General features: G+C 72.7%; 24 protein-coding genes. 8 read left to right on the top strand and 16 right to left on the bottom strand.

The window, feature by feature from the left end; translation table 11 throughout:
* Positions 1 to 218: 218 nt before the first annotated feature.
* The 8 genes from pstB to mshD all read right to left on the bottom strand — a co-directional run bounded on the left by pstB (position 219) and on the right by mshD (position 9,973).
* On the bottom strand, positions 219 to 995 hold the full coding sequence (pstB, locus tag ACF089_RS26545) for a phosphate ABC transporter ATP-binding protein PstB (RefSeq protein ID WP_392031359.1): 777 nt from the start codon (positions 993 to 995) through the stop codon (positions 219 to 221).
* Between the two features lie 23 nt (positions 996 to 1,018).
* Complete coding sequence (pstA, locus tag ACF089_RS26550) at positions 1,019 to 2,095, bottom strand: phosphate ABC transporter permease PstA (protein WP_392031362.1); 1,077 nt, start codon at positions 2,093 to 2,095, stop codon at positions 1,019 to 1,021.
* Positions 2,092 to 3,084 (bottom strand): phosphate ABC transporter permease subunit PstC, encoded by a 993-nt coding sequence (pstC, locus tag ACF089_RS26555; protein WP_392031365.1) that lies wholly within the window; start codon positions 3,082 to 3,084, stop codon positions 2,092 to 2,094. Before pstC ends, pstA begins: the two co-directional genes overlap by 4 nt.
* Positions 3,085 to 3,188: 104 nt before the next feature.
* A complete protein-coding gene (pstS, locus tag ACF089_RS26560) occupies positions 3,189 to 4,322 on the bottom strand; it encodes a phosphate ABC transporter substrate-binding protein PstS (protein ID WP_392031368.1) in 1,134 nt (377 codons plus the stop codon).
* 580 nt (positions 4,323 to 4,902) lie between these two features.
* A complete protein-coding gene (locus ACF089_RS26565) occupies positions 4,903 to 5,334 on the bottom strand; it encodes an NUDIX hydrolase (RefSeq protein WP_392031371.1) in 432 nt (143 codons plus the stop codon).
* Positions 5,331 to 6,581 carry a CHAD domain-containing protein gene (locus ACF089_RS26570; RefSeq protein WP_392031374.1) on the bottom strand — a complete coding sequence of 417 codons (1,251 nt, stop codon included), beginning with the start codon at positions 6,579 to 6,581 and terminating at the stop codon, positions 5,331 to 5,333. Before ACF089_RS26570 ends, ACF089_RS26565 begins: the two co-directional genes overlap by 4 nt.
* Positions 6,547 to 8,778 (bottom strand): RNA degradosome polyphosphate kinase, encoded by a 2,232-nt coding sequence (locus ACF089_RS26575; protein WP_392031875.1) that lies wholly within the window; start codon positions 8,776 to 8,778, stop codon positions 6,547 to 6,549. Before ACF089_RS26575 ends, ACF089_RS26570 begins: the two co-directional genes overlap by 35 nt.
* A gap of 271 nt (positions 8,779 to 9,049) precedes the next feature.
* The gene (gene mshD, locus ACF089_RS26580; protein WP_392031377.1) at positions 9,050 to 9,973 is read right to left on the bottom strand and encodes a mycothiol synthase; all 924 of its coding nucleotides are present in this window, start codon (positions 9,971 to 9,973) and stop codon (positions 9,050 to 9,052) included.
* Between the two features lie 136 nt (positions 9,974 to 10,109).
* Between mshD and ACF089_RS26585 the strand changes: the two genes are divergently transcribed.
* From ACF089_RS26585 to ACF089_RS26595, 3 genes are all read left to right on the top strand, one after another.
* Complete coding sequence (locus ACF089_RS26585) at positions 10,110 to 10,958, top strand: helix-turn-helix domain-containing protein (protein WP_392031379.1); 849 nt, start codon at positions 10,110 to 10,112, stop codon at positions 10,956 to 10,958.
* Positions 10,959 to 10,969: 11 nt separating this feature from the next.
* A complete protein-coding gene (locus ACF089_RS26590; RefSeq protein WP_392031382.1) occupies positions 10,970 to 11,170 on the top strand; it encodes a DUF397 domain-containing protein in 201 nt (66 codons plus the stop codon).
* Between the two features lie 234 nt (positions 11,171 to 11,404).
* Positions 11,405 to 11,818 carry a hypothetical protein gene (locus ACF089_RS26595; RefSeq protein WP_392031384.1) on the top strand — a complete coding sequence of 138 codons (414 nt, stop codon included), beginning with the start codon at positions 11,405 to 11,407 and terminating at the stop codon, positions 11,816 to 11,818.
* 75 nt (positions 11,819 to 11,893) lie between these two features.
* On the opposite strand, the gene ACF089_RS26600 is transcribed toward ACF089_RS26595, so the two are convergent.
* Together ACF089_RS26600 and ACF089_RS26605 are read right to left on the bottom strand one after the other, a co-directional pair.
* Complete coding sequence (locus ACF089_RS26600) at positions 11,894 to 13,087, bottom strand: serine hydrolase domain-containing protein (RefSeq protein ID WP_392031387.1); 1,194 nt, start codon at positions 13,085 to 13,087, stop codon at positions 11,894 to 11,896.
* A gap of 34 nt (positions 13,088 to 13,121) precedes the next feature.
* The gene (locus ACF089_RS26605) at positions 13,122 to 14,336 is read right to left on the bottom strand and encodes a serine hydrolase domain-containing protein (RefSeq protein ID WP_392031390.1); all 1,215 of its coding nucleotides are present in this window, start codon (positions 14,334 to 14,336) and stop codon (positions 13,122 to 13,124) included.
* 369 nt (positions 14,337 to 14,705) lie between these two features.
* On the opposite strand from ACF089_RS26605, the gene ACF089_RS26610 reads away from it, so the two are divergent.
* The gene (locus ACF089_RS26610) at positions 14,706 to 16,514 is read left to right on the top strand and encodes a bifunctional metallophosphatase/5'-nucleotidase (protein ID WP_392031393.1); all 1,809 of its coding nucleotides are present in this window, start codon (positions 14,706 to 14,708) and stop codon (positions 16,512 to 16,514) included.
* Between the two features lie 97 nt (positions 16,515 to 16,611).
* On the opposite strand, the gene ACF089_RS26615 is transcribed toward ACF089_RS26610, so the two are convergent.
* Genes ACF089_RS26615 through ACF089_RS26625 form a run of 3 tightly spaced genes read right to left on the bottom strand, consistent with a single transcriptional unit; the run spans position 16,612 to position 19,756 of the window.
* Positions 16,612 to 18,021: a sensor histidine kinase gene (locus ACF089_RS26615; protein ID WP_392031396.1), complete on the bottom strand. Its 1,410-nt coding sequence runs from the start codon at positions 18,019 to 18,021 to the stop codon at positions 16,612 to 16,614.
* A complete protein-coding gene (locus ACF089_RS26620) occupies positions 18,018 to 18,755 on the bottom strand; it encodes a response regulator transcription factor (protein WP_392031399.1) in 738 nt (245 codons plus the stop codon). Before ACF089_RS26620 ends, ACF089_RS26615 begins: the two co-directional genes overlap by 4 nt.
* Before the next feature lie 29 nt (positions 18,756 to 18,784).
* Positions 18,785 to 19,756, bottom strand: coding sequence for a S1C family serine protease (locus tag ACF089_RS26625; protein WP_392031402.1), 972 nt, complete (start codon positions 19,754 to 19,756; stop codon positions 18,785 to 18,787).
* Positions 19,757 to 20,081: 325 nt separating this feature from the next.
* On the opposite strand from ACF089_RS26625, the gene ACF089_RS26630 reads away from it, so the two are divergent.
* Positions 20,082 to 20,696 carry a CatB-related O-acetyltransferase gene (locus ACF089_RS26630; RefSeq protein ID WP_392031877.1) on the top strand — a complete coding sequence of 205 codons (615 nt, stop codon included), beginning with the start codon at positions 20,082 to 20,084 and terminating at the stop codon, positions 20,694 to 20,696.
* A 110-nt stretch (positions 20,697 to 20,806) separates the two neighbouring features.
* Here the strand turns inward: ACF089_RS26630 and ACF089_RS26635 are convergent, their stop codons facing one another.
* Positions 20,807 to 21,829: a LacI family DNA-binding transcriptional regulator gene (locus ACF089_RS26635; RefSeq protein WP_392031405.1), complete on the bottom strand. Its 1,023-nt coding sequence runs from the start codon at positions 21,827 to 21,829 to the stop codon at positions 20,807 to 20,809.
* Positions 21,830 to 21,853: 24 nt separating this feature from the next.
* Positions 21,854 to 22,621 carry a response regulator transcription factor gene (locus tag ACF089_RS26640; RefSeq protein WP_392031408.1) on the bottom strand — a complete coding sequence of 256 codons (768 nt, stop codon included), beginning with the start codon at positions 22,619 to 22,621 and terminating at the stop codon, positions 21,854 to 21,856.
* A gap of 849 nt (positions 22,622 to 23,470) precedes the next feature.
* Here ACF089_RS26640 and ACF089_RS26645 point away from each other — a divergent pair.
* From ACF089_RS26645 to ACF089_RS26655, 3 genes are all read left to right on the top strand, one after another.
* Complete coding sequence (locus ACF089_RS26645; RefSeq protein WP_392031411.1) at positions 23,471 to 23,725, top strand: MoaD/ThiS family protein; 255 nt, start codon at positions 23,471 to 23,473, stop codon at positions 23,723 to 23,725.
* An 8-nt stretch (positions 23,726 to 23,733) separates the two neighbouring features.
* Positions 23,734 to 25,080, top strand: a complete 1,347-nt coding sequence (locus tag ACF089_RS26650; RefSeq protein WP_392031414.1) for a hypothetical protein — start codon at positions 23,734 to 23,736, stop codon at positions 25,078 to 25,080.
* 226 nt (positions 25,081 to 25,306) lie between these two features.
* Positions 25,307 to 26,029 carry a DUF2993 domain-containing protein gene (locus tag ACF089_RS26655; protein WP_392031416.1) on the top strand — a complete coding sequence of 241 codons (723 nt, stop codon included), beginning with the start codon at positions 25,307 to 25,309 and terminating at the stop codon, positions 26,027 to 26,029.
* A 143-nt stretch (positions 26,030 to 26,172) separates the two neighbouring features.
* Here the strand turns inward: ACF089_RS26655 and ACF089_RS26660 are convergent, their stop codons facing one another.
* Positions 26,173 to 26,793, bottom strand: a complete 621-nt coding sequence (locus ACF089_RS26660; RefSeq protein ID WP_392031418.1) for a TetR/AcrR family transcriptional regulator — start codon at positions 26,791 to 26,793, stop codon at positions 26,173 to 26,175.
* Positions 26,794 to 26,902: the final 109 nt, after the last annotated feature.

The following is a 26,902-nucleotide window of genomic DNA, read 5'->3' on the forward strand; positions in this document are numbered from 1 at the left end:
CCGACCGCGCGCGCGGCGGCCTCGGGCGGCTGCCCGGACCGGACCGTGCCGCGCCGGGCGGACCGGGCCGCGCGCGGGCGGGTCAGGGGCCGGAGACGCGGGCGGGCCCGTCCTCGAGGGGAGAGGACGGGCCCTTCGCCTCGCGGTGGCACCGCCATGCAGCACCGCGAGACGTCGTGGGACGGGCCCCGGGCGTACCGGGGCCGGCCGGGGCGGGATCAGCCGAAGCGGCCGGAGATGTAGTCCTCCGTCGCCTGCACGGACGGATTGGCGAAGATCCGCTCGGTCTCGTCGATCTCGACGAGCCTGCCGGGCTGGCCGACCGCCGCCAGGTTGAAGAAGGCGGTGCGGTCGGAGACCCGGGCCGCCTGCTGCATGTTGTGGGTCACGATCACGATCGTGAACCGCTCCTTCAGCTCGCCGATCAGATCCTCGATCGCCAGGGTCGAGATGGGGTCCAGCGCCGAGCAGGGCTCGTCCATCAGCAGTACGTCCGGCTCGACCGCGATCGCGCGGGCGATGCACAGCCGCTGCTGCTGGCCGCCGGAGAGACCCGAGCCGGGCTTGTTCAGCCGGTCCTTGACCTCGTTCCAGAGGTTGGCGCTCCGCAGGGACTTCTCGACGATGTCGGCCAGCTCGTTCTTCTTGTACGAGCCGTTCAGCCGCAGCCCGGCCGCCACATTGTCGAAGATCGACATGGTGGGGAACGGGTTCGGCCGCTGGAAGACCATGCCGACCGTACGGCGTACGGCGACCGGGTCGACGTTCGACCCGTACAGGTTCTCGTCGTCCAGCAGCACCTTGCCCTCGACCCGGCCGCCGGGGGTGACCTCGTGCATCCGGTTGAGCGTGCGCAGGAAGGTGGACTTTCCGCAGCCGGAGGGGCCGATGAAGGCCGTCACCGAGCGGGGCTCCACCGTCATCGAGATGTCCTCGATCGCCTTGTGGGCGCCGTAGTAGGCCGTCAGCCCGCTGACGTCGATTCGCTTGGCCATTTCAGATCACTTCCAGGAGGCCGCTAGCGGCCGGTCTTCGGGGCTTTCCAGCGGGCGATGCCGCGGGCCACCAGGTTGAGGAGCATGACGAAGGCGATCAGGACCAGGGCGGCGGCCCAGGCGCGGTCGTACGACGCCTCGCTGCCGACCCGGTACTGCTCCCAGATGTAGAACGGGAGCGACGACTGCGCGCCCTCGAACGGATTGGCGTTGATCAGCTGGCTGCCGAAGACCAGCAGCATGATCGGCGCGGTCTCACCGGCGATACGCGCGATCGCGAGCATCACACCTGTGGTGATACCCCCGAGCGCGGTCGGGATCACCACCTTCAGGATCGTGCGCCACTTCGGCACCCCGAGGGCGAGCGCCGCCTCGCGCAGCTCGTTCGGCACGAGCTTGAGCATCTCCTCCGCGGAGCGGACGACCACCGGGATCATCAGGATCGCCAGCGCCAGCGCGCCCATCAGGCCGGAGGGGCTCAGCTCGAACATCAGCATGATCGAGAGGATGAAGAGTCCGGCGACGATCGAGGGGATGCCCGTCATGACGTCGACGAAGAAGGTGACGGCCTTGGCGAGCGCGCCCCGGCCGTACTCGACCAGGTAGATCGCGGTCAGCAGACCGATCGGCACCGAGAACACGGTGGCGAGACCCACCTGCTCCAGGGTGCCGATGATGGCGTGGTAGACGCCGCCGCCCGCCTCGAAGCCGGGCACCCCGGCCATGGAGTGGGTGAGGAAGTAGCCGTCGAGCACCTTCGCGCCCCGGCTGACCGTCACCCAGATCAGCGAGAAGAGCGGCACGATCGCGAGGATGAAGCAGACCCAGACCACGCTGGTCGCCAGCCGGTCCTTGGCCTGCCGCTTGTTCTCGACCGCGGAGGTCACCGTGTACGAGATGAGGACGAAGAACAGGGCGGAGACCAGGCCCCACTGCGTCTTGCTGTGCCAGCCGGCCACCGCGCCCAGTCCGCAGCCGAGCGCGACCGCCGCGGCGGCGAAGCCCAGCGGGGCCCAGCGGGGCAGCGTACGGCTGCTGAGGCTGGAGCGCGGCGGGGGCGGGGTGGGGGTGGGCCGGTCCTGTACGGCTGTCTGGCTCATGCGTTGGCCCCCGAGTACTCCTTGCGGCGGGCGATGATGAGGCGGGCCGCGCCATTGACCAGCAGGGTGAGGACGAAGAGGACGAGCCCGGAGGCGATCAGGGCGTCGCGCCCCAGCTCATTGGCCTCGTCGAACTTCGCCGCGATGTTCTGGGCGAAGGTTCCGCCGCCCGGGTTGAGCAGATGCAGGGAGATCACGAAGCTCGGGGAGAGGACCGTGGCCACGGCCATCGTCTCGCCGAGCGCCCGGCCGAGGCCCAGCATCGAGGCGGAGATGACGCCGGAGCGGCCGAAGGGCAGCACCGACATCTTGATGACCTCCCAGCGGGTGGCGCCGAGCGCCAGGGCGGCCTCCTCGTTCATCTTCGGGACCTGGAGGAAGACCTCGCGGCTGACGCTGGTCACGATCGGCAGGATCATGATCGCGAGCAGGATGCCCACGGTGAAGAGCGAGCGGGCGACCCCGATCTCGGTCTTCTCGAAGACATAGGTCCAGCCGAGGAACTCGTCGAGCCAGAGATTCAGCCCTTCGAGGTACGGCACCAGGCAGAGCGCGCCCCAGATGCCGTAGATGATCGACGGGACGGCCGCCAGGAGGTCGACCACGTAGGCGAGGGGGGCGGCCAGTCTGCGCGGGGCGTAGTGCGAGATGAACAGCGCGATGCCGACGGCGATCGGCACGGCGATCACCATCGCGACGATCGAGCTGACGACGGTGCCGAAGAGCAGGACCGCGATGCCGAAGACCGGCGGGTCGCCGGCCGGGTTCCAGTCGAAGGTGGTGAGGAAGTTGCCCTCGTCCTTCGAGATGGCGATGGCGGAGCGATAGGTGAGGAAGGCGGCGATCGACGCCATGATCACCAGGAGCAGGATGCCCGAGCCGCGCGACAGCCCGAGGAAGATCTTGTCGCCCGCGCGCCCGGTGGAGGCGCTCTTCTCCAGTGGGGCCGGCGGGACCGGCGGGAGGTCAGTGGGTGTGGTGGATGCCATGGTCTTTCCGGTCTGGGTGAGGGGAGCGGGGTGACTCCCCCGGCGGCGGTGCACCGGATGGGGCGGCGGGCGGGGAGTGTCGGTCCCCCGCCCGCCCGCCCGGATTACTTCAGGCCGGCGACGGTCTCGCGGACCTTCGCGTTGATCTCGGCGGGGATCGGGGCGTAGCCGGCGCCGGAGAGCACCTTCTGGCCGTCCTCGCTCGCGGCGTAGCCCAGGAAGGACTTCACCGTGTCCAGGGTCTCCGGCTTGTTGCCGGTGTCGCAGACGACCTCGTAGGTCACCAGGACGATCGGGTACGCGCCCTCGGCCTTGGTCGTGTAGTCCAGCTCCAGGGCCAGGTCCTTGCCGGTGCCCTTGACCTTGGCGGCGGCGATCGCCTTGGAGGCGTTCGCGGAGTTGGCCTCGACCGGGGCGGAGGCGCCGGTGTCGATGCTGACCGTGGGGATCGACTGCGAGCTGGCGTAGGACAGCTCGAAGTAGCCGATCGCGCCGTCGACCTGCTTGACCTGGGCAGCGACGCCGGAGGAGCCGGAGGCGGCCTGGCCGCCGGGGGCGGGCCACTTCTTCTCGGCCTCGTAGGGCCAGTCGGCCTTGGCGGTGGCTCCCAGGTACTTGCCCAGGTTCTGGGTGGTGCCCGAGTCCTCGGAGCGGTGGAAGGCCTGGATCGCCTTGTCCGGGAGGGGCGTGCCCTCGTTCAGCTTGGCGATCGCCGGGTCGTTCCACTTCTTGATCTTGCCGTTGAAGATCTTGGCGATGGTGGCGGCGTCCAGGTTCAGATCGTCCACGCCGGAGAGGTTGTAGCCGATCGCGATCGGGCCGCCGACCATGGGCAGGTTGATGCCCTGGCCGGTCTTGCAGATCTGCTTGGACTCGGCGACCTCTTCGGGCTTGAGCGCCGAGTCGGAGCCGGCGAAGCCGACCGTGCCCTTGTTGAAGGAGATGATCCCCTCACCGGAGGACGAGGACTTGTAGTTGATCTCCACGCCCGAGCAGGCCGCCATGTAGTCCTTGACCCACAGGTCCATGGCGTTCTTCTGCGCGCTGGAGCCGGAGGCGAGGAGCTTGCCCTGGGCGCCTTCGCAGTCGATGTTCGAAGCGGCGCTGGTCTTGCCGTCGCCGCCGCTGCCGCCTCCGGTGTTGTCGTCCGAACCACACGCCGTGAGGACCAGGGCGCCGGTGACGGCCAGGGCGCCGAGCGCGGTGGCGCGAAGCCCGTTCTTGCGCTGAAGCTTCACTTTCGGGTGTTCCTTCCAGAAGCCGCCGGGGCGCTCTCCGTTGCCGGGCGCTGGTGGCGGCGTGTGTCGGGGGGTGGGGAATCCGGCCTGCTGCCGGTTACCGCGTAAGGCCGAAATTAGGCAGATCAGGTGAAGCGGCCCACGGGGGCGAGTGAACGCGAGGTGAACCGTGTCGGGCGGCTGGGTGCGGGCCCGGCGGGGGCGTACGGGGCCCGCCCGGGGAGCGCGGGGCCGGGGCGTACGAGGTCCGTCCGGGGGAGGGCCGTACGGGCGGGCGGGCGGCCCGCGCCGGGCCCGGCCTCAGCGGGTCGGCCGTATCAGCTCTCCGGCGTCCGGCCGCTCGGCGGGCGCGGGCGCGCGGTCGGGGGAGGGGGTGTGGCGAACGGGCATGATCCGCGACCGTACACCCCTTGTCCGGTACGCGGGGCGGCGTCGAACAGGCGCTCGGGGCGCTCGGGCCGGGTGCGCGCGTTCCCGTCCGGACGGAGGTCCGGACGGCGGACCGGCGGAGGTCCGGGCGGCTGTCCGGCGGGAGGTCCGGCGGTGTCCGGGGACGGTCGGGAACGGTCGGGGTGCGCGGTCAGCGCCCGCCGGACTCCGGGTGCGCGCCGTCGAGGAAGGCGGTCACCAGCTCGCGGTCGCGTTCCTGGGTGAGCCGCTCCCGCGCCCGCCCGGGGGAGAGCCAGACCACCCGGTCGACCTCGCTGTTGGGGGCGAAGACGCCGCCGGTGGCCTCGGCGGCCCAGTAGCGGACCTCCTTGGGGCGGCCCTCGACCTGATAGCGGACGGCGGGCAGCTCCTTCCCGGGCGCGCAGGTCGAGCCGGTCTCCTCCAGCACCTCGCGCAGCGCGCCGTCCAGCGCGCTCTCCCCGTGCTTGAGCTTGCCCTTGGGGTGCGACCAGTCGTCGTACTTCGGCCGGTGCACGAGACAGATCTCCAGGCCGTCGCCGTCCCCGGCGCGCCGCCACAGCACGCATCCGGCGGCGAGCACCGGTTCGCCGGCCGCCGTCACCGTCCGGCTCCGGTCCGGACCGAGGAGGTCTCCCGCCAGGTCTCCTGGAAGGCGAACCGGACCGCCTCCACCTCGTGGCGCTGGTCCGCGTGGAGGACGCCCAGCGCGTACGCGGTGGCCGGGGCGATCCTCGGGGTGCGGGCGGCGGCAGCGGCGGCGGCGGCCGCCTCGGCGGCGTCCCGGTGGCGGTCCAGCAGCCGCCCGGCGCGGGCCAGCACCGGATCCGGCTCCGGGCCGAGCACCTCCAGGGCGTACCGGTGGAGCCGCAGCAGCCGGCGGACCCGGTGCCAGGGGGCGTCCTGGGCCTCCTCGGCGCTGGCGGTCAGACCGTGCACCAGGGCCTCGGCGTTGTACGGGAGTCCCGCGCGGGCGAGCGGGAGCGCGGCCACCGACTCCAGCAGCAGCCGCCCGGTGGTCTCGGCGGCCGGGGGGTGCGCCGGGGCGGGCGCGCCGGGCCGGGTGCGCGGGGCGGGCGGCAGCTCGGAGGCGAGGAGGGCGACGGAGTCGGCGACCGCGTGGAAGCGGGCGGAGCCGAGGGCCTGGAGGGCGGCGGAGTGGGCGCGGGTCCGGCCCAGGGTCAGCTGCCGCTCCAGCAGCGCCCCGGCCCGGGCGGCTCCCACGGTGAGCGCGCCGCCCTCGGCGGCGGGGGAGGGGCCGGGCCGCCGGGCCCGGGGGGCGGCGGCGGTCCCGGCCGGGGCCGCCGACCTCGTCAAGGCTCCGGACCCGCCCGAGGACCCGGCCGAGGCCCCTGACCCCGTAAAGGCTTCGGACCCCGCGAGGGCTCCGGACCCGGCCGGGGCTCCGGACCCGGTCACGGCGTCGCCCGGTCCGGCTGTCCCGGGCCCCGGGGCCCCCGACAGCCGGCCGAGCGCGGCCAGCAGCCGGTTCAGCCGGGAGACGCAGGCGTGCTCCTGGGCGAGCGTGGTGGCGAGCCAGGCCAGCTCGGCGCGGAGCCCGTCCGCCCAGACCGGCTCCAGCAGCGGCCGGAAGGTGTGCAGTGTGCCGCCGATCCGGCGGGAGGCGGTCCGCAGCGCGCGGGCCGCCTCCGCCGCCCCCGCCGTGTCCACACCGCTCTCGCCGTGCAGCCGCAGACCGCGCAGGAACTCGCCGGCCCGCGCGTGCAGATATCCGGCGAGCGCGTCCCCGGCCGGGGAAGGGGCCGGGGACGCGGCCGGGGCGGGGGCCCCGGCCTGGGCGGGCACTCGGGAGAGTTCAGGATTGAGCACGCCTTCGCCTCCGGGCGTCAATGAGCATCTCCTGGACATTGCGCAGCGGCTGACCGTCCTGGTCGTTCGCGTGCCGGGTCCAGGCGCCGTCCGGGCCCAGATGCCAGGAGGACGTGGAATCGGACATGCCGGTCTCCAGCAGCCGGGTGAGGGCCGCGCGGTGGGCCGGGTCGGTGACGCGCACCAGCGCCTCGATCCGGCGGTCGAGATTGCGGTGCATCATGTCGGCGCTGCCGAACCAGACCTCGGGCTCGCCGCCGTTGCCGAAGGCGAAGACCCGGGAGTGCTCCAGGAAGCGCCCGAGGACCGAGCGCACCCGGACGTTCTCGGAGAGCCCGGGGACGCCGGGGCGGATCGCGCAGATGCCGCGCACCCAGATGTCGACGGGCACGCCCGCCATCGACGCCCGGTAGCAGGCGTCGATGATCGCCTCGTCCACCATCGAGTTGACCTTGATGCGGACATAGGCGGGCCGGCCCGCCCGGTGGTGGGCGACCTCCTTGTTGATCCGGGAGATCAGACCGTCGCGGAGCGACTTGGGGGCGACCAGCAGCCGGCGGTAGGTCTCCCGCCGGGAGTATCCCGACAGCCGGTTGAAGAGGTCCGAGAGGTCCGCGCCGACCTGCGGATCGGTGGTCAGCAGCCCCAGGTCCTCGTACAGCCTGGCCGTCTTCGGGTGGTAGTTGCCGGTGCCGACGTGGGAGTAGCGGCGCAGGGTGTCGCCCTCCTGGCGCACCACCAGGGAGAGCTTGCAGTGGGTCTTCAGCCCGACGAGCCCGTACACCACATGGCAGCCCGCCTCCTCCAGCTTGCGGGCCCATTTGATGTTGGCCTGCTCGTCGAAGCGGGCCTTGATCTCGACCAGGACGAGGACCTGCTTGCCGGACTCGGCGGCGTCGATCAGGGCGTCGACTATGGGGGAGTCGCCGGAGGTGCGGTAGAGGGTCTGCTTGATCGCCAGTACGTCGGGGTCGGCCGCGGCCTGCTCCAGGAACGCCTGTACGGAGGTGGAGAACGAGTCGTACGGGTGGTGCAGCAGCACATCGCGCTCGCGCAGCGCCATGAAGATGTCGGGCGCGGACGCGGACTCGACCTCGGAGAGGTCGCGGTGGGTGCCGGCGATGAACTTGGGGAACTTCAGCTCGGGCCGGTCCAGCGCGGCGATTCCGAAGAGGCCGGTCAGATCGAGCGGCCCGGGCAGCGGATAGACCTCGGCGTCGGACACCTTCAGCTCGCGGACCAGCAGGTCGAGGACGTACGGGTCGATCGACTCCTCGACCTCCAGGCGCACCGGCGGTCCGAAGCGCCGCCGCATCAGCTCCTTCTCCAGGGCCTTGAGGAGGTTCTCGGCGTCGTCCTCCTCGACCTCCAGGTCCTCGTTCCTGGTCACCCGGAACATATGGTGCGCGAGCACCTCCATCCCGGGGAACAGCTCCTCCAGATGGGCGGCGATGACGTCCTCCAGCGGCACATACCGCTGCGGGGAGGCCTCCAGGAAGCGGGAGAGCAGCGGCGGCACCTTCACCCGGGCGAAGTGCCGGTGTCCGCTGACCGGGTTGCGCACGACGACCGCGAGGTTCAGCGAGAGGCCGGAGATGTACGGGAAGGGGTGCGCGGGGTCCACGGCCAGCGGGGTCAGCACCGGGAAGATCTGCTGCCGGAAGAGGGTGAACAGGCGGGCCTGCTCCTTCTCGGTGAGATCGGGCCAGCGGATGAGGTGGATGCCCTCGTCGGCGAGGGCGGGGGAGACGTCCTGCTGGAAGGCGGCGGCGTGCCGGGCCATCAGCTCGCGCGAGCGGGTCCAGATCAGGTCCAGCACCTCGCGGGGCTGGAGGCCGGAGGCGGAGCGGGTGGCGACCCCGGTGGCGATGCGCCGTTTGAGGCCGGCGACCCGGACCATGAAGAACTCGTCCAGGTTGGACGCGAAGATCGCGAGGAAGTTGGCGCGCTCCAGCAGCGGGGTGGCCGGGTCCTCGGCCAGTTCGAGGACGCGCTCGTTGAACGCGAGCCAGCTGCGCTCGCGGTCCAGGAAGCGTCCCTTGGGCAGCTCGGTGCCGGAGCCGCCGCGATCGTCCTCCTCGTACCCGTCGAGATCCGAGTCGAGATCGGGCTCCAGATCGGAGACCGTGGCGGCGACGGTGTGCGGTCGGTGCGCGGCTATGGAACCGACGGACGGCTGGGGGTGCTGGACCGATGCCTCGGCGGGCTGCTGACTCATAAGCCCATTCTTCCGCGCGAAGGGGGCGAGGGGCGCGTCGGAGCGGGCGGTGGTGATCATTCCGTTGACGGCGGAGGGGCCGGAGGCGGGCACGGCGGGCTGCATTGAGTGAGGGTCGCAGCGCTGTCTGAATGGCCGGTGAAGTCGGGATGACGGCTGGGCAGCGCCCCGGTGCCGGGCCGTGCGGCCCGGGCGCCGGGCCGCCCGGGAGCCCGTGCGGCCCGGCTCAGGGGCCCGCCCGTACGGGTTCCCCCGCGCCGGGCGGTGTCGCTCAGGACTCCGTGCGGTACATCAGATCGACCTCGTGCGTGGTGAAGCCGAGCCGTTCGTAGACCGTGACGGCGGCCGTGTTGTCGGCGTCGACGTAGAGCATCGCGGTGGGCAGCCCCCGGGCGGCCAGATGGCGCAGTCCGGTGGCGGTGAGCGCCTTGCCGAGGCCGCCGCCCTGGGCGTCGGGGCGGATGCCGACCACGTACACCTCGCCGAGCCGCTCGGCGGCGTGCGTCTTGGTCCAGTGGAAGCCGATGATCTCCCCGTCGCGTTCGGCGAGGAAGAACCCCTCGGGGTCGAACCACTCCTCGGCCTTGCGGTCGTCCAGGTCCCGCTGGGTGAGCGAGCCCTGCTCGGGGTGGTGGGCGAAGGCGGCGGCGTTCACCGCGAGCCAGGCGGCGTCGTCCTGGCCGGGGACGAAGGCGCGCACCGTGACGCCGGGCGGCAGGACGGGCTCGGCGATGTCGAGGGGCTGGAGGGGGCGGCGCAGCTGGCGCAGCTCCCGGAAGAGGGTCAGCCCCAGCACCTGGGCGAGGTGGCGGGCGGCGGAGCGGCCGCCGTGGGCCCAGACCCGGAGCCGTTTGCCGGAGGCGGCGAGCAGCGCGTTGCCGAGCGCCCGGCCGTGGCCCCGGCCCCGCTGGGAGGGGTGGACGACGAGTTCGGCGGCGGGGGCCTCCACCGGGTCGACGTCCTCCAGCTGGGCGTATCCGGCCAACTGGCCGTCGACGGTGAGCAGGAGGTGCCGTACGCCGTCGCGCCGGCCGCCGCGCAGCCGGAGCCGGCCCTGTTCGGAGACGGCCTGGGTGCCGTCGTTCTCGGCGGCTTCGGCGAGCAGGTCGAGGACCGCCCCGGCCTGCTCGGCGGTCAGCTCCTCGTACGTGCCGATCTGCCTGCCGGGTCCCGGGTTCGCTGCGTCAGTCGTCATGGGAAGAGCCTACGGCGGCGGCCGTCCCGGGCGGCGGTCGTGGTCAGGCGCAACCGTGTGACGGGCGTCGCACTCATCGTGGGGGACCGTGGCAGAGTGTGGGCGCACATCGCTATCACGCACAGGGAGGCGCGCCATGCCGCCGAGGAGCTATCCGACCGCCCGTCAGCGGCGGTTGGGGGCGGAGTTGCGCAAGCTGCGCGAGCGCGCGGGCATGTCGGGCAGCACCGCGGCGGCGTTCCTGGGCGGCGAGCGGGCGCAGATCAGCCATATCGAGTCGGGCCGGTACGGGGTGAGCGCCGAGCGCGTCCGCCGGCTCGCCGCGCACTACTCGGCGACCGACCGGCATCTGGTGGACGCGCTGGCGGGGATGGCGGAGGAGCGGACGAAGGGCTGGTGGGAGGCGTATCGGGGGGTGCTCTCGCCCGGTTTCCTGGATCTGGCCGAGCTGGAGCACCACGCCACCGCGCTGCGGCAGATCGAGATGCTGCACATTCCGGGGCTGCTCCAGACCAGGGAGTACGCGCGGGAGTTGATCCTCGGGGGGATCTCCGAGCCGCCGCTCGCCGAGGTGGGCCCCCGGGTGGAGCACCGGATCGCGCGGCGCTGCGTCTTCGACCGTCCCGCGCCCACCCGGTACGAGGCGCTGGTGCACGAGGCGGCGCTGCGGATGCGGTACTGCGCGGGCGGGGTGGTGCGCGAGCAGCTGGACTTCCTGCACGAGGTCTCGCAGTGGCCGAGCGTGACGCTGCGGATCATCCCCTTCGACGCGCAGATCACCGGCTCGGTGCACTCCGTGACGTATGCGGCGGCGACGGTCGCGCCGCTGGACACGGTGCAGCTCGACAGCGCGTTCGGGAGCGGTTTTCTGGACGCGGAGGCGCTGCTCGCGCGCTATCGGGTGCTCTTCGACGTGGTCGGGGCGGCGGCGCTGGATCCGGACGAGTCGCGTGCGACGCTGCGGCGCATAGCTCGGGAACGGTGAGTCGGGGAGCGATGAGCGGACCGATCAACTGGCAGAAGTCCTCGTTCTCGGGGTCGGACGACAGTCAGAACTGCGTCGAGGTGGCCGGTGTCGACGGGGTGATCCAGCTGCGGGAGAGCGAGGATCCCGGGCAGGTCATCACCATGCCGGTGGACCGGCTCCGGGCGTTTCTGCTCGGGGTCAAGGCGGGGGAGTTCGATCACCTGGTCTGACCGGGGCCGGGTCCGTCCGCGTCTCTCCGCCTCCCTCCCCGTCTCTCCCCGCCTCTCGCCCCGTCTCTCTCCGTCTCTTTCTCCGGCGGTACGGGCGGGGCGTGCGCCGGGGTGTTTCGGTGCAACGGTGTGACGTCCCACTGTTGCGACTTGCGCTGTGTGGCGATACGGTCGCTGTGCGTCGCCCTCTCGGGCCGGCTTCTCCGGCGCGGCCCCCGGATCTGGAGGCGAGACATGCTCGCACCGTCCCATCTGGCGATTCTCGATGACACCGGGCCGAGCGCCCGTCCCGCCGGGCCGCCGACGCGCCCGGGGCTCTGGTACGAACTGCTGCTGCACCGGCCCTGCGCCGAGCACGAGAACGAACGGAGCCCGGAGCCGCGGGAGCTGGCCGCGCCCGACAGTCCCCGCCAGGCGATCCGGATGCTCCGCGGCTCGGTCCGCGCCTGGGCCGGGCGGATGTCGCCGCGCGACCGGTACGCGATCCTCGAAGCCCTCGACGACCACAGCGACAACGGGCTCTCCGGCGATGTGCAGGCGGTCGCCGCGCTGCACCGGGGGCTGCCGGTCGGCTTCGCCCACACCGCGCAGAACGGCGAGCACCTGGAGTGGGTGGTGCGGCCGGTCCGCTTCCTCACCCTGGTGTGAGCCGGGGGGCCCGGCGGGCGCGCGGCCCGCCGGACCCGCTGTCGTGCGGTCGGACGTTCCTCCCGGGGCCGCCGCTCAGAACTTCGGCCGGGGCTTGGCCGCGGCGGTTCCGCAGAACGCCGCGTCGGTGATGTCGACGGGCATGGCCCAGTCGCCGTTGAGGTTGTACGAGAGCTGCCGCCGGCCGTCCTCCGTGGTGACCGCGCCCGAGAGCGAGCCCAGGATCCCGCCGCCGTGGCCCCACAGCTCGGTGCCGCAGCTCGTCCGCTGGCTGATGATGCCGAGGCCGTAGCGGTACTGGCCGCCGAAGGCGTCGGCGGGCACGGTCGTCTTCATGGCCTTGAGCTGCTTCTCCGGCAGCACCTGACCGCGCATCAGGGCCTTGAAGAAGCGGTTGAGGTCGCCCGCGGTGGAGATGATGTCGCCGTCGGCCCAGCCCTGGGACCCGTTCATCTCGGTGACGTCGTGGATCGTGGTCGAGTCCGGCAGGGCGAGCGTCGAGTACGCCCGGCCGCTCGGCCTCGGCATCTGGACGCTGTCGCCGGGCTGGCTGGTGCCGCGCAGCCCCAGCGGCTTGATGATCCGCTTCCGCACCTGGTCCTCGTAGTCGTCGCCCGAGACCTTCTCGATGATCATTCCGGCCAGGACATAGCCGGTGTTGGAGTACTGGAACCGGGCCCCGGGCGCGAAGTCCGGCCGGTGGGACATGGCCACCTTGACGTGGAACTCCGGCGGCAGGGTGTCGTAGCGGTGCTTCAGATAGCTCTCGCCCTCCAGATACTTCGCGGCGTACTCCGGGTCGGCGGTGTAGTTGAAGATCCCGCTGGTGTGGTTGAGCAGCTGCCGTACGGTGATCCGGCCGCCGTCGTTGCCGTTGCCCGCGACGACTCCGGGCAGGTGCTTCTCCACCTTGTCGTCGAGGTCGAGCCTGCCCTCGGCCTCCAGCTGGAGCAGCACGGTGGCGACGAAGGTCTTGGTGATGCTGGCGATCCGGAAGCGGTCGTTCGCCCCGCGTTCCCCGCCGGTCTCCCGGTCGCCGACGCCCGCCGTTCCCCGCCAGACGCGGCGGCCGTCCCGGGACTCGGCCAGCACCCCGGGTATCCCCGCCGCGACCGTCGCGTCCAGCGCCCGCTGGGTGGCGCCGTGCCCGGGGGCGGTCCCGGTCCGGTCCCGCTCCCCGGCCTGGGCGGGGACGGTGAAGGCGGTGGCGGCGACGGCCGCCGCGGCCAGTCCGACCAGGCCCGTGCGCGCCGCGTTCCGTGCGTTCATGCCGTACTCCTCATGCGGTCGTGGGTGGTGGAGGTCATCGGTGAAGGGGCGCGAAGCTCTGGGCCCCGGCGGCCCCGCCCCGGGGGGCGACGCCGCAGTACTCGGCCTCCACCACTTCCTCCAGGCCCGCGACGCTCCAGTCCCCGTTGGCGTTGTACGCGAGTGAGTGCCGGCCGTCGGCGGTGGTCAGCGCGTTGGAGAGGGAGCCGATCCAGCCGCCGCTGTGGCCCCACAGCTCGACGCCGCAGCTGGTGTTCACCCGGTCGAGGCCCAGCCCGTAGCCGCCGGAGGCGTGCTCCGAGTGCGCGGTGGTGGTCTTCATCGCCTTGAGCTGCTTCTTCGGGAGCAGCTTTCCGCGCAGCAGGGCGCTGTAGAAGCGGTTGAGGTCGCCCGCGCTGGAGATGATGTCGCCGTCGGCCCAGGACTGGGAGGCGTTCTGGAGCGTGGCGTCGTAGATCTTCGTGGCCGCCGGGTCGAAGCTCAGCTTCGAGTAGCCCCGGCTGCTCGGCGCCGGCATCGAGGAGTCGTTCCCGGGCACGGTGGTGGCCCTGAGCTTCAGCGGCTTGATGATCCGCTTCCGCACCTGGTTCTCGTACGAGTCCCCGGTCACCCGCTCGATGACCAGCCCGGCCAGCACATAGTTGGTGTTGGAGTACGCGTAGTCCGTGCCCGGGGCGAAGACGGGCGGGTGGGACATCGCGACCTTGATCGCGGACTCCGGCGAGCGGTAGGCGTAGCGGTTCTTCAGAAAGCCCTCGGCGAGCATGTACTTCCGGGCGTAGGCCTCGTCGCCGTAGAAGTCGAAGATCCCGCTGGTGTGGTTGAGCATCTGCCGCACGGTGATCCGGCTGCCGTCGTGCCCCTGGCCCCTGACGAGTCCGGGGAGGTGCTTCTCCACGGTGTCGTCGAGGTCGAGTCTGCCCTCGGCCTCCAGCTGGAGCAGCACGGTGGCGACGAAGGTCTTGGTGATGCTGGCGACCCGGAAGCGGTCGTCCTCGCCGCGCGGTGCGCCGGTCTTGAGGTTCCCGACCCCGGAGACGCCCTTCCAGACGCCGTGCCGGTCCCGGACCTGGCCGGTCGCCCCGGGGAGGCCGCCCGCGACGATGGCGTCCAGCGCCTGCTGGGTCGCCTGGTGCCGCGGCTTCGGCGGCTCGGTCGCCGCCCGGGCCGGCGCGGCGAACGCGGTGAGGCCCACCGCCGCCGCCAGGAGTCCGACCGTCCCGGTGTGTGCCCTGCGCCGTACTGACATGCCCTGCTCCTCACTCGGCCCCGGCTGTTTCCGGGGTGCGCGGCCGCTGTGCCGCTCCGGCGCGGCGGCGGTGTCCGGCTGCCGGGCCCGGGGCGGTCCGCGGACTGACCTGTGACTGTGCGACCGCGGCGGCCGCCGCGGGCCGGCATCGCCTGAAGTGACCCCGGCGGGGGGCGGGGTGGTTGACCGGCGTGCCGCCGAAGGGCACCGAATGGCCGAAGACAGCTGTTGGCCGAAAAAGCGTTATTTGACCGGAAGTAACAGCGAAGGCAACCAGATCGTCATCTCATTCCCCTGTCGCGCTACGCGCGTTGACCCTAGGCTGCGCTCGCAGCCCTCATATCCACCGCGCAACCACCAAGGGGAGCGATGTCAGCCAGACCGCACAGGACGGGACGCCCGTCCATCAACCGCCGGATACTCGCCGTGGTCGCCGGACTGACCACCGTCGGCGCGCTCGTCGCGGCCATGCCCGCCGGATCCCACGAGGCGCAGGAGCGCAGCCACGGCCACGGCCGGACGGTGGATGTGCAGCTGCTGTCCTTCAACGACCTCCACGGGCACCTCCAGCCGCCCTCCGGCTCCGGCGGCCGGGTCACCCACACCAACCCCGACGGCACCACCAAGACCATCGACGCGGGCGGCGTGGAGTACCTCGCCACCCATCTGCGCGACGCCCGCAAGGGCAACCGCTACTCCGTCACCGCCGCCGCGGGCGATCTGATCGGCGCGACGCCGATGCTCTCCGGTCTCTTCCACGACGAGCCCACCGTCGAGGCGCTGAACCGGCTGGACCTCGATGTCTCCTCCGTCGGCAACCACGAGTTCGACGACGGCGCCAAGGAGCTGGCCCGGATCCAGAACGGCGGCTGTCACCCCACCGAGGGCTGCTACGAGCAGGGCAAGAAGTTCAAGGGCGCGGACTTCCCGTACCTGACCGCCAATGTGACCCAGGAGAAGTCCGGCAAGCCGCTGCTGGACCCGTACTTCATCTGGAAGAAGAACGGCGTCAAGATCGGCTTCATCGGAGTGACCCTGGAGGGCACCCCGGACATCGTCAACGCCGGCGGCATCAAGGGCCTGAAGTTCGGCGACGAGATCGAGGCGATCAACAAGTACACCAAGATCCTGGAGCGCAAGGGCGTCAAGGCGATCGTCGCGCTGCTGCACGAGGGCGGCTACCCCGCGTCGACCTCGTACAACTACGACTGCGACAGCCCCGGCGCGGGCGACGGCATCTCCGGACCGATCGTGGACATCGCCAAGAACGTCAGCCCGCAGGTCGACGCGCTGGTCACCGGTCACACCCACGAGGCGTACGCGTGCACCATCCCGGACCCGTCCGGCAAGCCGCGCACCGTGACCTCCGCCGCGTCCGCCGGCCGGCTGTACACGGACACCACGCTGACCTACGACCGCCGCACCCGTGACGTCGTCCGCACCTCCGTCGAGGCCGCGAACCACGTCGTCACCCGTGACGTTCCCAAGGCCCCGGACATGACCCGGCTGATCGACCGCTGGAACACCCTGGCCGGCCCGATCGCCAACCGTCCCGTCGGCCACATCGCCGCCGACATCGAGACCTCGGCCACCGAGGAGAGCCCGCTCGGCAATCTGATCGCCGACGCCCAGCTCGAAGCGCTCGCCCCCGCCGACAAGGGCGGGGCCCAGCTCGCCCTGATGAACTCCAAGGGCATCCGCGCGAGCATGGTGCACAAGGCGTCCGGAGCCGAGGGCGACGGGGTGGTGACCTACGGCGAGGCGTTCACCGTCCAGCCGTTCACCAACATGATGAACGTGGTCGACCTGACCGGCGCCCAGGTGATCACCGCGCTCCAGCAGCAGGTCAGCGGCGCGAACCTGGAGACGCCGAAGATCCTCCAGATCTCCCGCGGCCTCACCTACACCCTGGACTGGACGAAGACCGGCGCGGACCGCGTCGTGGCCTCCTCCGTGAAGCTCGACGGCGTGCCCGTCGACCCGGCGAAGACCTACCGCGTCGCCATGAACGAGTTCCTCTCCGGCGGCGGCGACGGCTTCGCCGTGCTGAAGGACCACACCAACAAGGTCGTCGGCGCGTCCGACCTCGACGTCCTCATCGGCCACCTGGCCGCCCACTCCAGCGCCGCCTCCCCGCTGACCCCGCCGGCCGTCGGCCGGGTCACGGTCGTGAAGTAGCCCCGTACGGTACGGCGGCGGGGCGGCGGGTCCACGGACCGGCCGCCCCGCCGGCGTTCGTCCCCGCGTCCCCGCGCAGCGGCCGTACCGGTCCGGCTCAGGGGTGGGTGGACGGGGGCGGGACCGAGGCTCCGGGGAGGCGGACGACGGCCCGCGTGCCGCCGCCCGTGGCGCGTTCCAGACGGATCTCGCCGCCCGACTGCTGGACGGTGCGGGCCACGATGGAGAGACCGAGCCCCGAACCCGGCAGCGACCGCGCGGACGGCGAGCGCCAGAACCGCTCGAAGACATGCGGCAGCTCGTCGGCCGGGATGCCCGGACCGTGGTCCCGCACGGTGAGCGTGCCGCCCTGGAGCCGCACCTCCACCGTGCCGCCCGGCGGGGAGAACTTCACCGCGTTGTCCAGCACATTGACCAGCGCCCGCTCCAGCACCGCGGCCTCCGCCCGGACGTACCAGGGCGCGAGTTCGGTCGAGAAGACCAGCTCGGGGCCGCGCAGCCGGGCCCGGCCCAGCGCCGTCTCCAGGATGTCGTGCAGCGCGACCACCGTCACCGGACCGCCCCGGACCGCGTCCGGCCGGGACAGCTCCTGAAGATCGCCGATCAGCGCCGCCAACTCCGTCATCTGCGCCTTCACCGAGGCCAGCAGCGCCCGCCGGTCCGCCGGCGGGATCGCCCGGCCGGTGTCCTCGCTCCGTGCCAGCAGCTCGATATTGGTCCGCAGCGAGGTCAGCGGCGTCCGCAGCTCGTGGCCCGCGTCCGCGATCAGCCGGGCCTGCCGGTCCCGCGAGGAGGCCAGCGCGGCGGTCATCGCGTTGAACGAGCGCGACAGCCGGGCGATCTCGTCCTCGCCGTCGGCCGGGATGCGGACGGTCAGATCCTCCGTGCGCGCCACATGCTCCACGGTGTCGGTGAGCCGGTCCACCGGCCGCAGCCCGGTCCGCGCGACCAGCAGCCCGGCCGCGCCCGCGCCGATGACGCCGACCCCGGCGAGACCGCTGAGCAGCAGCGCGAGACGGTTCAGCGAGGTGCTGATCTCGTCCAGCGGCCGGGAGACGGAGACCGCGACCTCGATGCCGCGGCCGATCTGCATCAGCGTGGTGTGCACCCGCACCGGCGATCCGTCGTCCGTGACGCTGTCGTGCAGGGTGCTCTTCAGGGTGCCGTTCGCGACGCCCACGTCCGAGGGCCGCACCTTGACCGGCTCGGAGTACAGACCGACACAGCGCGCGCCGTCGGGCGTGACCAGCTGGGTGTACGCGAAGTTCGGGGAGTCCTTGTCGGCGGGCCGCACGTTGTAGCAGCTCTCGTACGCCTGCCGGACCATCTCCACCGGTGCGCTGGTGTTCCGCAGGGTGGTGTTCAGCTCTTCGTACAGCTGGGCCCGGGTCAGCAGCCAGGAGACCACGGACACGGCCGCGACGGCGACCGCGACGGCGGTGGCCACCAGCAGGGCGAGCCGGGACCTCAGGGGGAGTGTGCGGAACCGGCCGGCCAGGCCCGTCACCCCTCACCGCCGCCCGCGCGCAGGACATAGCCCACCCCGCGCACGGTGTGCACCAGCCGGGGTTCGCCGCCCGCCTCGGTCTTGCGCCGCAGATACATCACATACACATCCAGGGAGTTGGAGCTGGGCTCGAAGTCGAAGCCCCAGACGGACTTGAGGATCTGCTCCCGGGTGAGCACCTGCCGGGGGTGCGCCAGCAGCAGTTCGAGCAGCGTGAACTCGGTGCGGGTCAGCTCGACCGGGCGCTGCCCCCGGTGGACCTCGCGGGTGACCAGGTCCATCCGCAGATCGCCGAAGGACAGGACGTCGTGCCCGTCGTCGCCCCGGGTGGCCGCGCCGGCGGCCGAGGCGTACGCGCTGCGCCGCAGCAGGGCCCGGATCCGGGCGAACAGCTCGTCCAGCTCGAACGGTTTGACGAGATAGTCGTCGGCCCCGGCGTCCAGCCCGGTGACCCGGTCGCCGACGGTGTCCCGCGCGGTCAGCATCAGGACGGGCACGGTGGAGCCCGTGGCGCGGATCCGCCGGGCCGCGGTCAGACCGTCCATCCGGGGCATCTGGATGTCGAGGACGATCAGATCCGGCTGGTACGTCTCCACTTTCGCGAGGGCGTCGACGCCGTCGACGGCGACCTCCGTGCCGTACCCCTCGAAAGCGAGGCTGCGGCGGAGCGCCTCCAGGACGGCGGGCTCGTCGTCGACGATGAGGATGCGTTCGCCTTCACGCGGAGTTGTCATGCCACCAGCCTTGCACGCGGTCGCCGGGGTCAGGCGTCGCCGTCGCGGAGGCCGCCGAGGACGTCCTTGACCGTGTCGACGGGGATCGCGAAGCCGAGGCCGACGCTGCCCGCGGCGTCGCCCGCGGCGCTCGGCGCGTACATGGCGGAGTTGATGCCGACGATCTCCCCGCGCATATTGATCAGCGCGCCGCCTGAGTTCCCGGGGTTGAGCGAGGCGTCGGTCTGGATCGCCTTGTACGTGGTGGTCGAGTCGCCGGTGTCCCCGTTGAACTGCTGCCCGCCGAACTCGAAGGGCCATCCGGTGTCCGGCCGCTGCTGCTGCCGCTCGGGCTCCTTCGCCACGGTGACGTCACGGTCGAGCGCGGAGACGATCCCGCTGGTGACGGTGCCGGTCAGCCCCTCGGGGGAGCCGATGGCGACGACCTCCTCGCCCACCGCGAGCTTCCCGGAGTCCCCGAGGGCCGCGGCCTTCAGACCGCTCGCGCCGCGCAGCTGGAGCAGGGCGAGATCCTTGCCGGGGTCGGTGCCCACGACGTCGGCGGTGTACGACTCGCCGTCGCTGAGGCGGACCGACACGGTCTGCGCGCCCGAGACGACGTGGTTGTTGGTGATGATCTCCCCGTCGGAGCTGATGACCACTCCGGAGCCGGTCGATCGGCCCGAGGTCCCCTCCGCCCGGATCTCGGCGATGCTCGGCATGACGGCCTCGGCGACCCCGGCCACCGTGCCGGCGCTGGTCGTCGACACATTGGTGCCCGCGACCCCGGCGCCCGGCGAGCCGCTCTCCGTCCCGCCCGTCCGGTCCACCAGCGTCGCCACCCCGCCCCCGACGGTCGCGGCCACGATCGCCACCGCCAGCAGCAGCCCGACCGGCCGCCGCGCCCGGGCGCGGCGCGTCCGCGGCGGCTCGGGGGGCTGCTCGGGCGGGGGCGGCCAGGCCGTGTCGTACGCCTGCGGCTGGTAGGGCTGCTGGGGCTGCGCTCCATGGTGGTCCGTCATGGGTACGACTGTTCCGGGCCCGGATGAGAACCGTCTGAGGCTGCCGTAAGAAGCGGGCGAGAAGTCGGTGGGACCCGGGTAAGAGGACGGGCGGTCCCGGCGGGGCGGCGCGCGGGCGGGCGGGCGGAAGCGGCTCCGGCGGGGCGGCGCGCGGTCGCGGGGCGGCGGTCCCGCGCGGCCGGCCCCCCGGATAAGGGCGCGCGGTCCCCCCCGGTTAAGGGCGCGCGATCCCCGGCGGTCCTTGCGATCATGGGCGGTCCGCCGCCCTCGAAGGAGCCGATGCACCGTGCAGGCCGTTCCCGCCGACCCGACCGTGGTCCACCCGATGCCCGGACAGCCGCGTGTGGTGCTGCTGAAGCCGCTGATCACCTCGCCGCTGATCGAGGCGGGGGAGTACTCCTACTACGACGACCCCGACGATCCGACGGCCTTCGAGACCCGCAATGTGCTCTACCACTACGGGCCGGAGAAGCTGGTCATCGGCAAGTTCTGCGCCCTCGGCGAGGGCGTGCGGTTCATCATGAACGGCGCGAACCACCGTATGGACGGGCCCTCCACCTTCCCCTTCCCCATCATGGGCGGCTCCTGGTCCGACCACTTCGACCTGATCACCGGTCTCCCCGGCCGGGGCGACACCGTCGTCGGCCACGACGTCTGGTTCGGCTACCGCGCCACCGTGATGCCCGGCGTCCGCATCGGCCACGGCGCGGTCATCGCCTCCGGCTCCGTCGTCGTGGACGACGTCCCCGACTACGGAGTCGTCGGCGGCAACCCGGCCCGTCTCATCCGCCGCCGCCACAGCGACGCCGACATCGCCCGCCTGCTCGACATCGCCTGGTGGGACTGGCCCGCCGAGCACCTCACCGAGCACCTCCGCACGGTGATGTCGGGCACGGTCGACGAACTGGCGGCGGCCGCGCCCCGGCCCGCCGACGGATAGGGCCGCCGTACCGTCCGGTCGCCGACGGGCAGCGCCTCTCCGCCGGGCCGCGCGCGCCCCGCGACCGGACCCCGCTCGGCTGTGCCCGGCCCCGCCCCGCCCGCGGCGCGCTATCCGCAGCCGCAGGAGCTGCGGATCACCAGACCCGAGGGGAACTGGCGGACGCGTTCGCGGCGGGAGCCGGCCAGCCGCAGGCTCTCGTCGAGGACGAGGTCGACGGCGGCCCGCGCCATGGCGGGGCGGTCGGAGGAGACGGTGGTGAGGGGCGGGTCGGTGAGGTGGGCTTCCTTGACGTCGTCGAAGCCGGCCACCGCCAGCTCCCCGGGGACGTCGATCCGCAGCTCCCGGGCGGCCCGCAGCACCCCGATCGCCTGGTCGTCGGTGGAGCAGAAGATCGCGGGCGGCCGCTCCGGACCGGCCAGCAGCTTCAGGGCGACCTGATACGCCTCGTACCGGTTGAAGGGGGCCTTGAAGAGCCGGCCCTCCACCGAGCGGCCCGACTCCAGCATCGCCCGGCGCCAGCCCTCGACATGGTCGGTCACCGGGTCGCCGACGGGCGGGGTGGTGTCCGGGCCGCCGAAGCAGGCGACATAGGCGTAGCCGTGCTCCAGGAGATGGCGGGTGGCGAGCTGGGCGCCGCCGATGTCGTCCGTGACCACCGCGACGTCGTCGACTCCCTCGGGGCGCTCGTGCAGCAGCACCACCCGGGCCTCCCACGCCTCGATCTCCTGCGCCGCCTGCTCGGTCAGCCCCTGGCTGACCAGGATCAGTCCGGCGACCCGCATCCCGAGGAACGCGCGCAGATAGTGGACCTCGCGCTCACGGCGGTAGTCGGAGTTCCCGACCAGCACCATTTTCCCGCGCTCGGCCGCCGCCTGCTCCACCGCGTGCGCCATCTCCGCGAAGAACGGCTGGCGCGCGTCGGGGACGATCATGCCTATGAGGTCGGTCCGCCGCGATGCCATGGCCTGTGCGACCCGGTCCGGCCGGTACCCCAGCTCCTTGATCGCCGCGAGTACCCGCTCGCGCGTGGCCGGGGCGACCGGCCGGGGTCCGTTGTTGATGACATAGCTGACGACGGCGGTGGAAGTACCCGCCAGTCGCGCCACATCGTCCCGCGTCACCTTGGCCACGCGCGGCAGTCTACGCGTGGTGACCTACCTCTGGGCAGGTCGTACGGCGGCTTTCTGCTGCTCGGAGGCGTCCTCCGAACGGGCGATCGCCGAGGCCGCCTCGGCCGCCTCCCGCTCCGCCTTCTCCGGCGCCACGAAGCGGTAGCCAACATTCCGTACGGTCCCGATGAGCGACTCGTGCTCCGGGCCGAGCTTGGCGCGCAGCCGCCGCACATGGACGTCCACGGTCCGGGTGCCGCCGAAGTAGTCGTAGCCCCAGACCTCCTGGAGCAGCTGCGCCCGGGTGAACACCCGACCGGGGTGCTGCGCCAGATACTTCAGCAGTTCGAACTCCTTGAAGGTCAGATCGAGGACCCTGCCCTTCAGCTTGGCGCTGTAGGTGGCCTCGTCCACGGAGAGGTCGCCGTTGCGGATCTCCATGGGGGAGTCGTCCGAGGTGATCTGCCGGCGGCCCATCGCGAGCCGCAGCCGGGCCTCGACCTCGGCCGGTCCCGCCGTGTCGAGCAGGACGTCGTCGACGCCCCAGTCCGCGGTGACGGCGGCGAGTCCGCCCTCGGTCACCACGAGGATCAGCGGGCTGCCGGGGCCGGTGGAGCGCAGCAGCTGACAGAGCGACCTGATCTGGGGCAGATCGCGGCGGCCGTCCACCAGGATCACATCGGCGCCCGGGGTGTCGACCAGGGCGGGTCCCTCGGCGGGCGCCACCCGCACGCTGTGGAGCAGCAGTCCGAGGGCGGGGAGCACCTCCGCCGACGGCTGGAGGGCGTTGGTCAGCAGCAGGAGAGAGCTCATCGCGCTCCACCCGCCTGTGCCCGGAGTGTCGTCGTCCTGAGGTCGTGCACGGTTCGCTCACCCATAACGTCGGTTCCTCCTCGGTCCCTGCGAGGACGTGGTGCTGCGGCCCTGCTTCGTACGGTTGGTTCACCTGTCTGTAACAACAGACAGGAAACACAAAAGGACCCGGGGGCTGCGTCGCCCGGATCCTCTCCCGAGCACAATAGCTCACATACGTTCTGAGCCAGAGGGCCGATTTCACCCTGTGGACGCCTCTTCGATCCCAGGCGGCTCCTGGTACAAAACTACCCGTACCGCCCTTATCGCGTCGGACGGTGTACGGATCGACGCGCGGTACGCGCCCGATACGCGTCCGGTGCGCGTCCGGGAGGAGGGGCCCGCCGCTCCCGCCGCCGTCGTCGCGACCGGCCGCGCCGGGACCGCCGGCCGGACCGCCGGACACCGTGCGGCGTACGGCGTCCGCCCAGCGTGCGGCGGGGGCGGACGGGCTTCTTCCGGCTTCTTCCGGCTTTTCCCGGGGGCGCGGCCGGTCCGGCGGGGACCGCTCCGGCGGCGGCCCCGGCGCGTCCGGCCGCACGCCGGCCGGGCGCTCCCCGTCGCCGGGGGCGGCGGCGGCCGGCCGGGCGGCGATCCGCATCCCGAAACGGTTCCGGGAAAGTCCGGAACTCCGGGGGCGCACGGAAGCACGGACGGTGGTGCGGGGATCACCGGGGGCGTGGGAGGCGCACGGAGAGCGAGCGCCCGCCCGGGCCCCGGCCCCTCGACCGAGCCCCGGCCGCACGCGGCTCACCGGCCTCCGGCCGTACCCGGATGGCTCATGATGGATGCCGACGAAGGGAGTCGCGCATGCCGGCGGGGACGATCCGCTACTGGGCCGCGGCCAAGGCCGCGGCCGGGGTCGCGGAGGAGCCGTACACGGCGGCGACGCTCGCCGAGGCGCTCGACGGCGCGCGGCGCAGACATCCGGGGGAGCTGACGCGCGTCCTCGCCCGCTGCTCGTTCCTCATAGACGGCGATCCCGTCGGGACCCGGGACCATGAGACGGTACGGCTTGCCGAGGGCTGCACGGTCGAGGTGCTCCCTCCGTTCGCAGGAGGGTGAACCCCAGCATGAGCAGTGATCAGCAATATCCGTACGGGCGGCAACAGCAGCCGCCGCAGCAGCAGCCGTACCCGGGACAGCAGTACGACGACCCGTCCCGCCAGGGCCCGTACGACGGCGGCCCGCACCAGGGCCAGGGGCAGTACCAGGGCCAGTACCAGGGGCAGCCGCAGGGCCAGTACCCGCGGCAGGAGCCGTACCAGGACCCGTACGCGCACCAGGCGTACCCCCAGCAGCACCAGCAGCACCAGCAGCACCAGCAGTCCGCCCCGCACCAGGACGCGGCCGCGCAGACCTGGGAGGGCGAGACCTGGGACACCCAGTACCAGCCGACCGTGCCGCCCCTCCAGCGGCCCGCCCCGGTCGCGGCCGAGGAGACCGCCTACCTCCCGCCGGTCCAGGGCCACGCCCAGCCCATGCCGCCCGCGAACCAGGCCGGGGCCCCCGCTCCGTACCCGAACCGGGCCGGAGCCCCCGGAGCCGCGGCGCCGTACGCGAACCGGGCCGCCGCGCCCGCGCCCGCCCCCGTCGCCGCTTCCGCACCCGAGGCCGCCGCCGGATACAGCAGCCCCACCATGGGCGGGAACACCCGGGTCACCGACGCCCAGCGCGCCCGCGCCGAAGGCCGTTCGCCGATCATCCCGCCGGGCATCGAGCCCGCCGCGCTGACCGCCGGACTCGGCGTGCTGCTCGCCGTCGGCGCGGCCGTCGGCGCCTACGGACTGCTGGTCCCGCTCGTCCTGCTCCAGGCGGTCACCGCGGCCGGCTGGTTCCGGCTGAACGGCATGTGGCCCGCCCGGCAGGGCATCGCCCTCGCCTTCGCGGGCGGTCTCGCCGCCGACATCGCGCTGCTCGCGGTCGGTCGGGAGCACGCGCCCGCCGCGATCCTGGGCACGCTCGGCGTCTGGGTGCTGATCATCCTCGTACTCCAGCTGCGCAGCCGCGCGAGCGCGGACGAGCGGATGCAGGGGCTGATGGCGACCCTCGCCTCGGCCGCGCTCGCCGTCCTCGCCACCGGCCATCTGGCGGCCGCCGACTACGCCGTGATCACCGGCGGGTTCGCGGTCGCCGCCGCCGCCGTGCTCCGCGCGCTGCCGCTGCCCGCCCCCGTGTCCCTGGTGGCGTCGCTGCTGGCCGCCGCCGCCGCGGGCCTCGCGGCCGGCGGGCTGACCGCCCTCGGCCCGACCGGGGGCGCGCTGCTCGGACTGGCCGCCGGAGTGCTGGCCCTGGTCGGACTGCGGGTGGCGAGCTACGACTACCCCTCCCGCTTCGTCCACTTCACCGCCGGGGTGGCGCTGCCGCTGACCGCCGCCGCGCCCGCGGTCTACCTCCTCGGCCGGGTGCTCGCCCCCTGAGTCCGCCGGGTCGCCGGCTCATGGGCCGGCGACCCGCGCGCCCCGGCGCGGGATCCTCGCCGGGGCCGGGACGCGCCAGGAACCATTGGGGTCGCCCGAACGTCGATCAGTACCGAGAAGGCGTCGGCGGCCGGGCGGTTGTCCCGGCCGGGTGAGCGGGCGCGGAAGTCGGACGGACCAGGGTGGGAGACACCGGACAGTGCGCGCGCTGCGAATACTTCTGATCATGGCTGTGGTCCTGGGCGTCCTCTTCACCGCCGCGGACCGGCTCGCCGTCAATTTCGCGGAGTCCGAGGCGGCCGACAGGATCCGCAGCAGCCAGGGGCTCCCCTCGGCGCCCGAGGTGTCGATCAAGGGCTTCCCCTTCCTCACCCAGGTCATGGACAAGCGGCTGGACGACGTCGACATCAGCCTCACCGGCATCACCGCCCGGGCCGGCGGCCGCACGGTCGCGGTCACCGAGGTGAAGGCCGGGCTGGACGACGTCAGGATCGGCGCGGGCTACTCGTCGGCCGTCGCCGCCCGCGCCGAGGGCTCCGCCCATATCTCGTACGAGGACCTGAGCAAGTCCGCGCCCCGGGGCGCCTCCATCGTCTGGGCGGGCGCCGAGCGCTCCGCGAAGAACCAGGTGAAGCTGGTGGGCCCGCTGGTGGAGGTGCTGAAGGGCGCGGGCATCGAGGTGCCGGGCCCGGCCGCGGCCCTGATCGGGGACCGCGAGGTCACCGCCTACAGCACGGTCGAACTGAGCGGCGGCGGCACGGTGCGGATGAAGGCCGACGCCCTGCCGGAGCTTCCGGTCCCGGGCCTCGACGAGCAGCTGCGCCGGGTCGTCGACTACGACCTGAAGATCGAGGGCATGCCGTCCGGCATCGCGCTCGACCGGCTGGAGACGACGAAGGACGGGCTGCGGATCACGGGCACGGGCAAGGACGTGGTCCTGGCCGGTTAGCTCCGGTGCGCCCGGGCCCGGAGCCGGTGGGGGCCCGGGACTCCGAGGCCGGCACGGGCCCCGGGCCCCCAGCTCCGAGCGCCGGGCCTTCAGCTCCGAGCGCCGGGCCCCGGCCCCGAGACGGGGCCGAGCCCTTCGAGGACCTACGCGCCGCCCCGGCAGGCGGCGAGCAGCAGGCCCAGATGGCGGCCCGCCAGCAGCAGCGGGCGCTCGTCGCGGGAGACCTGGGCGGCGAGTTCCGCGCCCTCCAGGGCGCTGATCACGGTGACGGCCAGTTCGGCGGCCTCCGTCTCGGGGATGCCCGAGGCGCGGAGCTTGGCGACGACCAGCTCCTGCCAGCGGGTGAAGGCGTCCGCCGCGGCGCGCTGGATGTCGGGGAAGCGCCCGGCGGTGCCCAGGGCGGTGGCGGTCACCGGGCAGCCGTCGGCCCAGTCGGATTCGCGCAGCCCCTCGGCGAGCACGCGGGTGAGGGCGGCGAGGGCCTCGGCGGGATCGTCGTGGCCGTCGAGGATCTCCCGCAGGATGGCGGAGAACTCCTCGTCGCCCCGGTGGACGGCGGCGACGGCCAGCTCCTGCTTGCCGCCAGGGAAGAAGTGGTAGACGGAGCCCAGGGTCGCCCCGGCCTCCTGGGAGATCTGCTTGATCCCGGTGCCGTCGTACCCCTGGCGCTGCATCAGCGCCGAGGCCGCCCGTACGATCCGCTCCCGGGTGCCGGGCCGGTCGCCGGATCCCGGATCCCCCTGCTGCCGTGTCCTGGTCTGCATCCTGACGAATCTACTGGATGGAACGACCATTACAGAACCGTGCGGAGTCCGCCCCCGAGCGGTGCGCGACCGCTACGGAACAGCACGGTCCGGTGACTGGCCGCATGGT

The organism is Streptomyces sp. NPDC014894, assembly GCF_043080985.1.
Lineage (GTDB): Bacteria > Actinomycetota > Actinomycetes > Streptomycetales > Streptomycetaceae > Streptomyces.